This is a genomic window from Streptomyces sp. NPDC030143 (assembly GCF_055573695.1).
The window spans coordinates 313290-326117 of record NZ_JBVIAY010000006.1; the positions used below are offsets into that span (position 1 = coordinate 313290).

A 12828-nucleotide genomic window follows, 5' to 3' on the forward strand; every position below is an offset into this window, starting at 1 on the left:
CGTCGTGACCCAACCCCGTCTCAAAATCGTGGATCTCAGCGAGGTCGAGCCCAACACTCGGCGCGGCGGCGATCTGCGCGCCATGCTCACCCCCACCACGGTCGGCTCCACCAGCGGTTTCATGGGCGTGGCCATCGTGCAGCCCGGCGACCGCATCGCGGAGCACTACCACCCGTACTCCGAGGAGTTCGTGTACGTGGTCTGCGGGCAGCTGGAGGTCGACCTGGACGGCGACCCGCATCCGCTGCAGCCCGAGCAGGGGCTGATGATCCCCGCCCACATGCGCCACCGTTTCCGCAACGTCGGCAAGGTGGAGGCGCGCATCGTCTTCCATCTCGGTCCGCTGGCCCCGAGCCCGCCGCTCGGCCACGTGGACACCGAGGGCCCCGACGCCGTGCCCGTCCCGGCGGACGCGCCCGTGGGCGCGGGGTCCTCCGCCGACCGACGTCAGGTCATCTCATGACCAGGCGGGTGGCGGTCACGGGCATAGGCGTCGTCGCCCCGGGCGGCATCGGCGTACCGGCGTTCTGGGACCTGCTGTCCAACGGGCGCACCGCGACCCGGGGCATCACGTTCTTCGACCCGGCCGGTCTGCGGTCGCGGATCGCCGCCGAGTGCGACTTCGATCCGGCGGCCCAGGGGCTGGACTCGGAGCAGTCGGCGCGCTGCGACCGGTACATCCAGTTCGCGCTGGTCGCCGGGGACGAGGCGATGCGGGACGCGGGACTTGACCTGGAGCGCGAGAACCCGTGGCGGGTCGGTGTGTCGCTGGGCACCGCGGTCGGCGGCACCACGCGGCTGGAGCAGGACTACGTGCTGGTCAGCCACCAGGGCGAGCGCTGGGACGTCGACGACCGGGAGGCACGCCCGCATCTGCACCGGGCGTTCTCGCCCAGCACGCTCGCCGCGACCGTGGCCGAGCGGTTCGGGGCGCGCGGCCCGGTGCAGTCGGTCTCCACCGGCTGCACCTCGGGGCTCGACGCGGTCGGCTACGCGGTCCACACCATCCAGGAGGGCCGGGCCGACGTGTGCGTGGCCGGCGCCTCGGACTCCCCGATATCCCCGATCACCATGGCCTGCTTCGACGCGATCAAGGCCACGTCGCCGAACAACGACGACCCGGCGCACGCCTCGCGCCCCTTCGACGCCCACCGTGACGGGTTCGTCATGGGCGAGGGCGGTGCCGTCCTCGTCCTGGAGGAGCTCGAGCACGCGAGGGCCCGCGGCGCGCGGGTGTACTGCGAGATAGGCGGCTACGCGACGTTCGGCAACGCCTACCACATGACGGGTCTGACCCGTGAGGGTCTGGAGATGGCCCGGGCCATCGAGGACGCCCTGGCGCAGGCCGGTCTCGACGGTACGGCGATCGACTACGTCAACGCGCACGGCTCGGGCACCCAGCAGAACGACCGTCACGAGACCGCGGCGGTCAAGCGGGCGCTGGGTCGGCACGCCTACTCCACGCCGATGAGTTCCATCAAGTCGATGGTGGGTCACTCCCTGGGCGCGATCGGGGCGATCGAGGTCGTCGCGTGTGTGCTGGCCCTGGCCCACCAGGTCGTCCCGCCCACCGCGAACTACGAGACCCCGGACCCCGAGTGCGACCTGGACTACGTCCCGCGCGTCGCGCGTGAGCGCAGGCTGACCAACGTGCTCTCCGTGGGCAGCGGGTTCGGCGGCTTCCAGTCCGCGGTGGTCCTGACCCGGCCGAGGGAGAGGACACGATGAGCGAACCCCGAACACGGCGTGCGGCCGTCACCGGAATCGGCGCGGTCGCGCCCAACGGAACCGGCACCGAGGCCTTCTGGAAGGCCACCAAGGAAGGCATCAGCGTCCTCGACCGGGTCACCCGCGAGGGCTGCGAGCACCTGCCGCTGCGGGTGGCCGGCGAGGTCCGCGACTTCGAGCCGACGGCGGCCGTCGAGGAGCGCTACCTCGTCCAGACCGACCGGTTCACGCACTTCGCGCTGGCCGCGGCCGACCTCGCGCTGGACGACGCCCGTCTCGGGCAGGCCGACACCGGTGAGGAACCCTTCTCCGTGGGCGTGGTCACCGCGGCCGGTTCCGGCGGCGGTGAGTTCGGTCAGCGGGAACTGCAGCAGCTGTGGGGCAAGGGCAGCCGTTTCGTCGGCCCGTACCAGTCCATCGCCTGGTTCTACGCCGCGAGCACCGGCCAGATCTCCATCCGCCGGGGGTTCAAGGGCCCCTGTTCGGTCGTCGCCTCCGACGAGGCCGGTGGCCTGGACGCCCTCGCGCACGCGGCGCGTGCCGTGCGGCGCGGCACGGACGTGCTCGTGGCGGGCGCGACCGAGGCGCCGCTCGCCCCGTACTCGATGGTCTGCCAGCTCGGTTACGAGGAGCTGAGCACCGTCGAGGACCCGACCCGCGCCTACCGCCCGTTCACGGACGCGGCCTGCGGGTTCGTGCCGGCCGAGGGCGGCGCCATGCTCGTCGTGGAGGAGGAGACCTCTGCCCGGGAGCGGGGTGCGCGGCTGCGCGCCACCCTCGCGGGGCACGCGGCGACGTTCACCGGTGCCTCCCGCTGGGAGGAGTCCCGCGAGGGGCTCGCCCAGGCCGTCCGCGCCGCCCTGGAGGACGCGGGATGCGCGCCCGAGGAGATCGACGTGGTCTTCGCCGACGCCCTCGGTGTGCCGGCGGCGGACCGCGCCGAGGCGCTGGCGATCGCCGACGCCCTCGGCGCCCACGGCCGGCGGGTGCCGGTCACCGCGCCGAAGACGGGGATCGGCCGGGGGTACTGCGCGGCGCCCGTGCTGGACACCGCGGCGGCGGTGCTCGCGCTGGAGAACGGCGTGATCCCGCCGACCCCGAACGTCTTCGACGTCTGCCACGACCTCGACCTCGTGACCGGACGGGCCCGCACCGCCGAGCTGCGCACGGCGCTGGTGCTCAGCCGGGGCCTCATGGGGTCGAACTCGGCGCTGGTGCTGCGGCACCGCGCCGCCGACGCCTCGTAGCGGGGCGTCACGAAGAGAAGGAGAGGAACGACATGAGTGACCGCATCACCGTGGAAGAGCTGGCCGAGCTGATGAAGAAGTCCGCCGGGATCACCGTCGCCCCGGACGCGATGCAGCAGCAGCCCGACGTCGGCTTCGACGCCCTCGGCATCGACTCGCTCGGGCTGCTCGGCATCGTGGGCGAACTGGAGAACCGTTACGGCACCCCGATGCCGCCCGACGCCGAGCGCTGCAAGACGCCCCGGCAGTTCCTCGACCTCGTCAACAGTGCCCTTCTGGCGGGAGCGTGACATGACCGGACACACGCAGAACGAGATCACCATCGCCGCGCCGCTGGACCTGGTCTGGGACATGACCAACGACGTGGCCAACTGGCCGCGGCTGTTCAGCGAGTACGCGTCGGCCGAGATCCTCTCGCAGGAGGGGAACAGGACGACGTTCCGGCTCACCATGCACCCCGACGACAACGGCACCGTGTGGAGCTGGGTCTCGGAGCGGGAGACGGACCGCGAGGCGCTCACCGTGCGGGCCCGCCGTGTCGAGACGGGGCCCTTCGCCTACATGAACATCCGGTGGCAGTACGAGGAGGTGCCCCAGGGCACCCGGATGGTGTGGACGCAGGACTTCGCGATGAAGCCCGACGCACCGGTCGACGACGCCTGGATGACGGACAACATCAACCGGAACTCGAAGGTCCAGATGGATCTGATCCGGGACCGCGTCGAGCAGGCCGCGCGCCAGCAGCGCGTGCCGACCTGAGCGACCGAGCCGCACGGAGGACGAGACGATGCACCACTCCTTGATCGTCGCCCGCATGACCCCAGGATCGGCCCCGGACATCGCCAAGCTGTTCGAGGAGTCGGACCGGGGCGAACTGCCGCACATCATCGGGGTCGCCCGCCGCAGCCTGTTCCAGTTCGACGACGTGTACCTGCACCTCGTGGAGTCGGAGCGGGATCCGGCCGCCGCTATCGCCAAGGCGGCCGGACACCCCGAGTTCCGTGACATCAGCGAGCGGCTGTCGGCGTACGTCAGCGCCTACAACCCCGCGACGTGGCGTTCGCCGAAGGACGCGATGGCGCACTGCTTCTACCGCTGGGAGCGCAACGCCGGCGGCTGAACCGGCCCGCCCGACCAACCGGTCGCCGGCCCCGCGCACCTCGCGGGTCCGGCGACCGGTCGTCGGTACGGCACCTGCGGGTCGGTCAGGCCGGCACGGTGCAGTCGAAGGCGTGCAGGTAAGGGTTGACGGGACGGATCGCGTCGATGACGAGGCCCGCCTCGGTCAGCCGGCTCACCATGCTCTCCCGGGTGTGCTTGGCACCGCCGACGTTGAGCAGCAGCAGCAGGTCCATGGCGGTGCTGAACCGCATCGAGGGGGTGTCGTCGACGAGGTTCTCGATGACGACGACCCGGGCTCCCGGCCCGCCCGCCTCCCGGACGTTGCGCAGGGTCCGGGCGGTGCTCTCGTCGTCCCACTCCAGGATGTTCTTGATGATGTAGACATCGGCCCGGACCGGGACGGCCTCCCGGCAGTCGCCGGGCACGATGCGCACCCGGTCGGCGAGGGCGCCGCCCGGACGCAGCCGGGGGTCGGCGTTCTCCACCACCCGCGGCAGGTCGAGCAGGGTGCCGTGGACCGACGGGTACTTCTCCATCAGGCTCGCGACCACATGCCCCTGGCCACCGCCGATGTCGGCGACGGAGGAACTCCCCGACAGGTCGAGGTGCTCGGCGACGTCCCGCGCGGACTGCTTGCTGGAGGTGGTCATGGCGCGGTTGAAGACGACGGCGGACTCGGGGGCGTCCTCGTTGAGGTACTGGAAGAACTCCTTGCCGTACAGGTCCTCCACGACGTTGCGGCCGGTGCGCACCGCCTCGTCGAGCCTGGGCCAGGCGTCCCACGTCCACGGCTCGGTGCACCACAGGGTGATGTAGCGCAGGCTGTGCGGGTCGTCCTCACGCAGCAGCCGGGACATGGCGGTGTGCGCGAACGTCCCGTCCGGCCGCTCGGCGAACACGTCGTAGCAGGTCAGGGCCCGCAACAGCCGTCGCAGTGGCCGGGGTTCGGTCTTCACCGCGGCGGCGAGGTCCTCCACGGCCATGGGGCTGTCGCCGAGGGCGTCGGCGACCCCCAGGCGCGCCGCCGTGCGGAGGGCGGCGGCACACGCAGCCCCGAACACCAGCTCCCTCAGCAGCATGGACGGCGGTGGGGCGGTCTCAGCGGTCGTCATGCGCCGCCTCCTTCCTTCTCGGGTGATCTCGGGTGAACGGAGGGCCGCGGTCGGCCGGTCAGCACAGTCCCGCGGGCTGGGAGGCCCGGCAGGAGTTGTTCTCGAAGGTGTTGCCGACGCCGGTGTCGGTGTTGACGAGGTCGGCGGGGGCGTTGCCCTCGAGCCTGTTGTCGGCGATGCGGTTCTGTTCGCTGGTGACGCCGACGAAGCTCTGGAAGATGACGACACCGCCGGACAGCGGGGAGGTACCGGCGTTGCCGGTGATCGTGTTGCCCGTGACCAGGGTCTTCTCGGTGCCGGTCAGGACGATGCCGGAGCCCTGCAGGGCGGGCAGCCGCGGCGTCTTGGGGCAGGACTTGTTGTTCTCGACGATGCGGTTGTCGCGCACGGTCACCTCGCCGGCCCTCGGCTTGTTCTCGTCGCCGACGACGAACACGCCCGCGCAGTTGGCGGTCATCAGGTTGCGCTCGACACTGACGTTGCGCAGCCGGCGGACGGTCAGGCCGATCCGGTTGTCCTCCAGCCGGTTGCGCTCGACGACGGTGCCCTGGGTGTCGGCGGCGCCCTCCTCGGCCGTGACCGTGTTGGCGAGGAACAGGCCGGCGTCGCCGTTGCCGCGGGCGGTGTTGCTGCGGAACACGCTGCGGACCGACTGCTCCTCGGCGATGCCCCACACGCCGTTCTTCTCCGCGGTGACGTTGCGGACGGTCAGTCGGTCCGTCGCCAGGGCGGAGATCCCGGACTTGGCGAAGCCGGTCACGGTCAGGGCGGCGATGGTGACGTTCTCCACCCTGCGGTCCTTGGTCCCCACGACGCAGATGCCGTTCCCGGCCTCGGCGCAGCCGGGCGCGGCGGCGTTCCGCGCGCTCGGGGGGACGGACGAGACGGACGAGACCGACGAAGCCGGGGCGGCCGGGGCGGCCGGGGCGGCGGACGCGGCGGGTCGGGCGGCCGTGCCCGACGGCGCGGCGGCCGTGCCGGGTTGGGCGGCGGTGCCGGAGGCGGGGGTCTCGGCGGCCGGGGGGACCGCCGTGGACGGCGCGGCGGGCGTGCTCGGCATGAGGACGGTACCCCGGCCGACACCGCGCAGGGTCAGCCCGGGCGTGGTCACCGTGACGCTCTCGCGGTAGGTGCCGGGGGCCAGGAGGACGGTGTCGCCCGGTCGGGCGGCGTCCACGGCCTTCTGGATCGACTGTCCCGGCCGGACCACGTGGGTCGTGTGGGCGGAGGAGGGGGCTGCGGCACCGAGGCCCGTCCCGACAACCGTCGCGGCACAGGCCAGGTACGCGATATGGCTTTTGATCATATTGCGTACGATATGACCTGATGTCCGTGATGCGGCCGGATGCGCCGTCCGGGGGCGTGTCACGTCTTCGGACGGCGCACGTCCACGGACGGCGCACCGGCCCGCGCGGTCGGCCCGCGATCAGCCCTGTGCCGTCGTGATGTCGATCATCCAGGAGACGCCGAACCGGTCCGTGCACATGCCGAACACGTCCCCCCACATCTGCTTCTCCAGCGGGACGGTGACGGTGGCGCCGCCGCTCGAGAGCTTCTCCCAGTAGCCGCGCAGCTCGGCGTCGTCGTCGCCGCTGACGCTCACGGAGAAGGCGTTGCCGGGGGTGTGCTCCATGCCGGGCGGGGCGTCGGCGCCCATCAGGGTGAAGCCGCCGGACGTCTCGAGCATGCCGTGCATGATCTTGTCCGCGTCCGGGGTGTCCGTCTGGCCGAAGTCGCCGTAGGTGTTGAGTTTGAGGGTGCCGCCGAAGACCTCCTTGTAGAACTCGAGCGCCTGGCGGGCGTCGCCGTCGAAGCTGAGGTACGGGTTGAGACGCGAGCCCATGAGAGCCTCCCGGGGCGGGGACGTCGGTCGGATGGGGGCACCGTAACGCGGGGCGCCGACAGCCGCCCGCCGGGACCGGGGCCGCCCCCTAGGGGGTGTTTTGAAAGTCCCGCACAGCACCCACGGCGCCCGGCACGCCCTCTCGCCGCACCGGCCGAAAGCACGAGTACATCCAGTACGAGCGCTTTCGTCCGGCACGCCGAGAGCACGCACCGGACACCGCGGGCACCGCACAGGACCTTCGAAACACCCCCTAGAGCAGGCCGAGGTCCCTGAGTTCCTTGTGCAGGTCGGCGCGCGAACCGTCGGAGGACGTGGCCGGGAGCCCTCCGCGCGCGGCCGGCGCCGGGGCGTCGTCCGGAAGTGCCGGTGCGGTGGCGCGTGGGCGTCGGTCCCGGAAGAGCCAGGCGCCGACGAGCCCGCCGACCAGGCCCCCGAGGTGGCCCAGCCAGCTGACCCCCGGTGTTCCGGGGACGGCGACGGTCAGCAGGTAGGCGAACGAAGCCGCCATGACGAGCCCGATCAGCGTGTCGATCAGGTGCCGGTCGAAGAGGCCGCGCACGACGACGTAGCCGAAGTACCCGAAGACCAGACCGCTGGCGCCGACGGTGTCGACGGCCGACCCCTCGAAGAGCCAGACGGCGAGCCCGCTGGTCACCGCGACGAGCAGGCTCAGCCCGAAGAAGCGGGCGACGCCCCGGTAGGCGGCGAGGAACCCGAACACGAACAACGGCCCGGAGTTGCTCTCGATGTGGGCCCAGTTCCAGTGCAGGAAGGGCGCGGTGAGGATGTGGGGCAGCGTGCCCGAGTCACCGGCGACGACGCCGTAGTCCCGCGAGAGGTCGTAGTCGTCGGCGAAGTTGGCGAGCTGGACGAGCCAGACGAACGCCACGACCCCGAACATCACGAAGAACGCCTTGCGCGCCTCCGCGATCATTTCCTGTGGCCCCGCCACCGGTGTACGGCCGCCCCGGTTCCTGTCCGTTCCGCCCATGCCGCGTTCCCCTCCCCGTCGAACGTGCTCCCGCCGCGTACACGGCCACTTTAGGGGGCCTTGCACTCGTGCCCGCCCGGACCGCGCGGCCCGGTACCGCACCTCGCCGCTCTGCCGGAGAGCCCTGGTGGCTCCGCTACGAGGACTCCCCGGCGCCTTGCGATGCACGGCACCGGACCACGCGGCCTGATCAGGCGCTCATCGTGCAAGGACCCCTTGGAGCTCCGAACGAAAGAGGGAGCCCGGCCCGTCAGTCCGAGAGAATCACCCTCCGGGGCGGACGCCGGCTCAGGGGGCTCCCGGCGCCGGGGCCGTGCCGGTCGTCTCCACCACGGTGCCGCCGACCTTGGGGCGGAACTGCTCGAGCAGCTTCGGCTGACCGCTGATGACCCAGCGGATGCCGACCAGATAGGTGCCCCGGTACATGCCGGCCGTCTCGAGCCAGGTCTCCTTGAACCTCTCTTCGGGGAACGTGGTGATCAGGTAGTTGCCCGCCCCGGTCCGGCAGACGCCCTCGCGGAGTTCGTCGGCCTCCACGCGGATCCGGGCCGTGCAGCCCGTCAGGCCCGCGAGGACCTCGACCTTCGCCGGCGCCACGACCTGGGCCTGCTGGGCGGACACGGCCGGCGTCCTGGACGGCTTGTCCGCCGCGTCGGACGCGTCCGCTCCGCCGCCGCACGCGGAGGTCAGGGGCAGGAGTGCCAGGCTGCCGAGGACTGCGGCGCCACGGGCCGGACGGACGGCGAGGAGGGACGGTCTCGGTTGCGGCTGGGGCACGTCGCTTGCTCCGTATTCCAGGCTGGTTCCGCCCTTGGGGGCGGGCGGGTGGTCTACGCCATGGGGTACGGGTGCGGGCCGCCGGTCGTTCACCGGCTCACAGCAGGCGGGTGCGGGTGCCGGCGGCCGGACGTCTACCGGCTCACAGCAGGCGGGTGCGGGTGCCGGCGGCCGGACGTCTACCGGCTCACAGCAGGCCGGAGGGCCGGTTCGCGTCGGGGAGGAGCCGGTGGGGAGGCAGGCCGCTGGCGAGCGGGGACTGGATGAGCTGGGCCAGGTCGCGCTGTATGCGTTCCGCCTCGCTGCGGACCTGGGCGGGCACGTCACCGCGTTCGGCGACGAGGCGGTGGTAGATCGGGGTGAGGCTGAACACGTGGGATCTGCTTTCGTGGCCGAAGGGGTGGTGACGCGACGTCGATGGTAGCGACCTCCGCGTACCGGACGTCCGGTGCGTCCGGATCGTGACGCCTCGTCACAGGGCCCGCATCCACCCCTCACCTCTCCGCCCCATCCCGTAGGGTCCGTCGGCCCGGGCTCGTTCCGCCCCTCCTGCGCCCCGCGCCTGGTGCTGAACCTGGCCCCGAGCCCGGTTGCGGAGCCGGGATCCCCAGCCCGGCCCATCGCCCTGACGTCGTCCGACGTCGTCTTCGCCGACCGGTTCGAGCTCGCCGGCGGCGAGCTGGAGACGTACCGCGAACTCGGCGTCCTCCACGACCGGGACGAACGGGGCGGCACGCTCCGTCACCAGGCCGGGCGTTCTTCGAACTGGTGCAGCGCACCGGCGCATACGACGGCCACGGCGCGCTCAACGCCCGATCCGACTGGCCGCACAGCACCGTTGAGGCCGCCTGCCCTGCCGCGCCACGCGAGTTGCGCGGAAGGTCGCCTGACGGCCGGGCCCCGCCCGGGAACCCCCAGCAGCCCGACCCGAGGACGAACCCGCAGCCCGGCCCGAGGACGAACCCGCGGCCCGGCCCGGATGCCGTACCCCACGCCGGTCGGGATAATGAGGGGGTTCGCAGAGGTGCCCCCGGCCCGGCCCGGCCGTGAAGGGAGGGCGTGACCATGTGCCGCTGGATCGCCTACTCCGGTACGCCCGTGCTGATCAGCCAGGTGGTGTTCAGGCCCCGGCACTCACTGATCGACCAGAGTCTGCACGCCCGCATGGGCGTCGAGACGACCAACGGCGACGGTTTCGGCATCGGGTGGTACACACCGGAGCTGGAGACGCCCGCCGTCCTGCGGGACGTCGGTCCGGCGTGGAACAACCGAAATCTCCAGGAGGTCGCCCACCACGTCCGGTCCGGGCTGTTCTTCGCCCACATCAGGGCCTCGACGGGGACGACGGTGCAGCAGACCAACTGCCACCCCTTCCGCCACGGCCGGTGGATGTGGATGCACAACGGGGCGATCGCCGACTTCCCCCTCGTGCGGCGCGACCTCGCCCTCGCCGTCGACGCGGCCCTGTACCCCGCCATCGAGGGCTCCACCGACTCGGAGCTGATGTTCTTCCTCGCCCTCACCCTCGGCCTCACCGAGGATCCGCCCGGTGCCGTGGCCCGCATGGTCGGCCTCGTCGAGGCGACGGGGCACGCGCACGGCGTCCGGCACCCGCTCCAGATGACGGTCGCGGTGGCCGACGGCGAACGGCTCTGGGCGTTCCGCTACTCCAGCGAGGGCGCATCGCGGTCGCTGTTCTACAGCAGCGAGGTGGACTCCCTGCGCGCCCTCCACCCCGATGTCGCCTTCCTCCGGGAGGTCTCCGAAGAGACCCGCATGGTGGTGTCCGAACCCCTGGGCGACCTGCCGGGCGCCTGGAACGAGGTCCCGGAGGGCAGTTACGGCCTCGTCCAGCCCGGCAGGGACTTCCTGCGGCCCTTCACCCCCGACTTCAGCGCGGTGCCCGTGGGGGCGGCCGGGGCGGCCCGCCTCGGATAGCCCCGCCCAGCCGCGCGGCGAACCCGTCAGGCGCCGCCGGCCCCCTCCCCCGGTCCGCCCGCCGGCGGGGTCCTTCAGCCGACGGCGGCCCGGCCGTACGGCACCAGCGTGACCGGGCCGAGCAGGCCGTGGTCCTGGCGTACGACGGTGCCGAACACCGTCGGCCGCGCGGTCCGCAGGCGGTTGACGAGCGGGGTCGCCACCGTGATGGCATGGGCTTCGAGCCAGTCCTGTCCGCACCCGCAGTGGCGGGCGGGGTAGCCGGCCGCCCTCCTCTCCAGCGGCTCGTACACCAGCCGGTCACCGTGGTAGTTCGGATCTCTCGCGAACCCGGACACGGGCCGCAGTCCCCCACTGGGGCGCACGGCGCGCGCGGCGAGCGGACTCTGGGGCGAACGGCGCGCGCGGGGCGGGCGAACCAGTCGGCGGTGAGGGCCGGCCCGCCCGCGGCCGAGGTGTCGGCTCCGGTGGGCGGAGGGGGGCGCGGTGTGCGCCGCGGAGGCGGGGGGCCCAGGGTCACGGTGGCGCCCGCCGGCAGGCCGGAGGCGATGACGGCGCGGCGGGACACTCCGGCGCGCTGTGCGTGGGGTTCGGGCATGACGGCGGCCCCTGGGGTCGACGGACTGCTTGAATCGTTTCAACCACGCGGGAACGCCGGAACGGTGAGCCGGGCGCTCGACCAAGGTCAAGAGTGCGGCGCGCGAACGCCCGCGGGCTGGCGGATATTGGGGTGGAGGGCGTCCGTCCGCGGGCGGTTCGCCGACGGGCGCACGAGCGGGAGTGACGGTGGGCATCCGGGACGTCCGGAGCATCCGGAGAGGTGCGGCGGGGCCGCCGCGGGCCGACGGCCCGGACCGTTCGGCGCCCGCACTGCGCTGGTCCGTCATGGTGATCTGGCTCGTCGTCATCACCGTGGTTCTGGCGGTGACCGGTGTCTTCCTGGACCGGGAGACCAGGCTCGCCCCGTTCCTCGTCGTGCTGCCCGCGCTGATCGCCGGTCGGGGCACCGTGCCGCAGACCGCCGTCGCCTCCGTCTGGGCGACGCTCATGATCGTCGGCTCGCTGTTCGACCGGGCCGAGGACACGGTCGCGGCCGGCGCGGCGACCGTGGTGTTCGCGCTCGTCTTCAACGGCCTCAGCGTCGCGCGGGCCGCGCAGCGGGTGCGCACCGAGGGGGAGATAGCACGGCTGCGTTCGGCGGCGGCCGCCCTCCAGCGCCGACTCCTGCGGCCCTTCCCGCTGATGACGGACGAACTCCTCGTCCACGGCCTCTACCAGCCGGTGGAGGAGGACAGCCGGGTGGGCGGTGACGTCTACGAGGTGGTGGCCTCCCCCTACGGCACCCGGGTCTTCATCGCCGACGTGCAGGGCAAGGGTCTGCCCGCGATCAGCGCGGCCTTCGCCGTGCTCAGCGCCTTCCGTGAGGCGGCCGTCGCCGAGCCGACGCTGACCGGCATCGTCGACGCCCTGGAGGAGGCGGTGCTGCGGCACAACTCCTTCGCGGCGCAGGCCGGTGAGAGCGAACGGTTCGTGACGGCGCTGATCCTCGGCGTGGACTCCGAGCAGGAGGTCCAGGCGATCAACTGCGGGCATGTCGAACCCCTGCTGCTGCACAGCGACAGTGCCGATCCGGTGCTCAGGGACGAGCCGTGCGTGCCCCTGGGCCTGGACGCCCTGTCCCCGGTGCCGCGGACCGTCGAGTGGTTCGCCTTCCCCCACGGCAGCACGCTGCTGCTGTGCACCGACGGGGTCACCGAGGCCCGCGATCCCTCCGGAGCCTTCTATCCCCTCCAGGAGCGGGCCCCGACCTGGGCGCACGTCCTCGCCGGCGACGTACCGGCCGCCCTCTACCGCGACCTGCGGCGCCACGCGGCGGGCTCGCCCGGCGACGACACCGCGCTGATGGTGCTGCGCAGGAGGGCCGGGTACGGGGCGGCCGTCGGGGGGGGGGGGGGGGGGGGGGGGGGGGGGGGGGGGGGGGGGGGGGGGAAGGGAAAGGGTGGGGGGGGGGGGGGGGGGGGGGGGAGGGGGGGGGGGGGAGGGGGAGGGGGGGGGGTTCTCGCGGGG

At 72.7% G+C, this 12828-nt stretch carries 15 protein-coding genes; 8 read left to right on the forward strand and 7 right to left on the reverse strand.

Going from position 1 to position 12828, the window contains the following annotated elements; translation table 11 throughout:
• The first annotated feature begins 28 nt into the window (after nt 1-28).
• From ACZ4YY_RS13920 to ACZ4YY_RS13945, 6 genes are read left to right on the forward strand one after another with little or no spacing between them, the layout of a single operon-like run.
• Nucleotides 29-463 (forward strand): cupin domain-containing protein, encoded by a 435-nt coding sequence (locus ACZ4YY_RS13920; RefSeq protein WP_468288575.1) that lies wholly within the window; start codon nt 29-31, stop codon nt 461-463.
• Nucleotides 460-1728 carry a beta-ketoacyl-[acyl-carrier-protein] synthase family protein gene (locus tag ACZ4YY_RS13925; RefSeq protein WP_468288366.1) on the forward strand — a complete coding sequence of 423 codons (1269 nt, stop codon included), beginning with the start codon at nt 460-462 and terminating at the stop codon, nt 1726-1728. The genes ACZ4YY_RS13920 and ACZ4YY_RS13925 overlap by 4 nt, the downstream gene beginning before the upstream one ends.
• Complete coding sequence (locus ACZ4YY_RS13930; RefSeq protein ID WP_468288368.1) at nt 1725-2975, forward strand: ketosynthase chain-length factor; 1251 nt, start codon at nt 1725-1727, stop codon at nt 2973-2975. Before ACZ4YY_RS13925 ends, ACZ4YY_RS13930 begins: the two co-directional genes overlap by 4 nt.
• Before the next feature lie 32 nt (nt 2976-3007).
• Entirely contained in the window at nt 3008-3265 is a 258-nt protein-coding gene (locus tag ACZ4YY_RS13935) for an acyl carrier protein (RefSeq protein WP_468288371.1), read from the forward strand.
• Nucleotide 3266: 1 nt separating this feature from the next.
• The gene (locus ACZ4YY_RS13940) at nt 3267-3734 is read left to right on the forward strand and encodes an SRPBCC family protein (protein WP_468288374.1); all 468 of its coding nucleotides are present in this window, start codon (nt 3267-3269) and stop codon (nt 3732-3734) included.
• Nucleotides 3735-3762: 28 nt separating this feature from the next.
• Nucleotides 3763-4095, forward strand: coding sequence for a TcmI family type II polyketide cyclase (locus ACZ4YY_RS13945; RefSeq protein ID WP_468288377.1), 333 nt, complete (start codon nt 3763-3765; stop codon nt 4093-4095).
• An 85-nt stretch (nt 4096-4180) separates the two neighbouring features.
• On the opposite strand, the gene ACZ4YY_RS13950 is transcribed toward ACZ4YY_RS13945, so the two are convergent.
• The 6 genes from ACZ4YY_RS13950 to ACZ4YY_RS13975 all read right to left on the reverse strand — a co-directional run bounded on the left by ACZ4YY_RS13950 (nt 4181) and on the right by ACZ4YY_RS13975 (nt 9196).
• The gene (locus ACZ4YY_RS13950) at nt 4181-5209 is read right to left on the reverse strand and encodes a methyltransferase (RefSeq protein ID WP_468288379.1); all 1029 of its coding nucleotides are present in this window, start codon (nt 5207-5209) and stop codon (nt 4181-4183) included.
• Nucleotides 5210-5267: 58 nt separating this feature from the next.
• The gene (locus ACZ4YY_RS13955; RefSeq protein WP_468288382.1) at nt 5268-6515 is read right to left on the reverse strand and encodes a right-handed parallel beta-helix repeat-containing protein; all 1248 of its coding nucleotides are present in this window, start codon (nt 6513-6515) and stop codon (nt 5268-5270) included.
• A gap of 120 nt (nt 6516-6635) precedes the next feature.
• Nucleotides 6636-7052: a VOC family protein gene (locus tag ACZ4YY_RS13960; RefSeq protein WP_468288384.1), complete on the reverse strand. Its 417-nt coding sequence runs from the start codon at nt 7050-7052 to the stop codon at nt 6636-6638.
• A 253-nt stretch (nt 7053-7305) separates the two neighbouring features.
• The gene (locus tag ACZ4YY_RS13965) at nt 7306-7989 is read right to left on the reverse strand and encodes a rhomboid family intramembrane serine protease (protein ID WP_468288387.1); all 684 of its coding nucleotides are present in this window, start codon (nt 7987-7989) and stop codon (nt 7306-7308) included.
• Nucleotides 7990-8334: 345 nt separating this feature from the next.
• On the reverse strand, nt 8335-8823 hold the full coding sequence (locus ACZ4YY_RS13970; protein ID WP_468288390.1) for a hypothetical protein: 489 nt from the start codon (nt 8821-8823) through the stop codon (nt 8335-8337).
• 187 nt (nt 8824-9010) lie between these two features.
• Nucleotides 9011-9196, reverse strand: coding sequence for a hypothetical protein (locus ACZ4YY_RS13975; RefSeq protein ID WP_468288393.1), 186 nt, complete (start codon nt 9194-9196; stop codon nt 9011-9013).
• Between the two features lie 692 nt (nt 9197-9888).
• On the opposite strand from ACZ4YY_RS13975, the gene ACZ4YY_RS13980 reads away from it, so the two are divergent.
• Nucleotides 9889-10761 (forward strand): class II glutamine amidotransferase, encoded by an 873-nt coding sequence (locus tag ACZ4YY_RS13980; protein ID WP_468288396.1) that lies wholly within the window; start codon nt 9889-9891, stop codon nt 10759-10761.
• 74 nt (nt 10762-10835) lie between these two features.
• On the opposite strand, the gene ACZ4YY_RS13985 is transcribed toward ACZ4YY_RS13980, so the two are convergent.
• On the reverse strand, nt 10836-11099 hold the full coding sequence (locus ACZ4YY_RS13985; RefSeq protein WP_468288399.1) for a hypothetical protein: 264 nt from the start codon (nt 11097-11099) through the stop codon (nt 10836-10838).
• Between the two features lie 547 nt (nt 11100-11646).
• Between ACZ4YY_RS13985 and ACZ4YY_RS13990 the strand changes: the two genes are divergently transcribed.
• Nucleotides 11647-12828 (forward strand): PP2C family protein-serine/threonine phosphatase (locus ACZ4YY_RS13990; protein ID WP_468288402.1); only part of this gene is annotated, 1182 nt, incomplete at its 3' end.

Coding starts and splice junctions, on each gene's coding strand:
- ACZ4YY_RS13925 (WP_468288366.1), top strand. CDS start 460: ATGACCAGGCGGGTGGCGGTCACGGGCATAGGCGTCGTCGCCCCGGGC.
- ACZ4YY_RS13930 (WP_468288368.1), top strand. CDS start 1,725: ATGAGCGAACCCCGAACACGGCGTGCGGCCGTCACCGGAATCGGCGCG.
- ACZ4YY_RS13935 (WP_468288371.1), top strand. CDS start 3,008: ATGAGTGACCGCATCACCGTGGAAGAGCTGGCCGAGCTGATGAAGAAG.
- ACZ4YY_RS13940 (WP_468288374.1), top strand. CDS start 3,267: ATGACCGGACACACGCAGAACGAGATCACCATCGCCGCGCCGCTGGAC.
- ACZ4YY_RS13945 (WP_468288377.1), top strand. CDS start 3,763: ATGCACCACTCCTTGATCGTCGCCCGCATGACCCCAGGATCGGCCCCG.
- ACZ4YY_RS13950 (WP_468288379.1), bottom strand. CDS start 5,209: ATGACGACCGCTGAGACCGCCCCACCGCCGTCCATGCTGCTGAGGGAG.
- ACZ4YY_RS13955 (WP_468288382.1), bottom strand. CDS start 6,515: ATGATCAAAAGCCATATCGCGTACCTGGCCTGTGCCGCGACGGTTGTC.
- ACZ4YY_RS13960 (WP_468288384.1), bottom strand. CDS start 7,052: ATGGGCTCGCGTCTCAACCCGTACCTCAGCTTCGACGGCGACGCCCGC.
- ACZ4YY_RS13965 (WP_468288387.1), bottom strand. CDS start 7,989: ATGATCGCGGAGGCGCGCAAGGCGTTCTTCGTGATGTTCGGGGTCGTG.
- ACZ4YY_RS13980 (WP_468288396.1), top strand. CDS start 9,889: ATGTGCCGCTGGATCGCCTACTCCGGTACGCCCGTGCTGATCAGCCAG.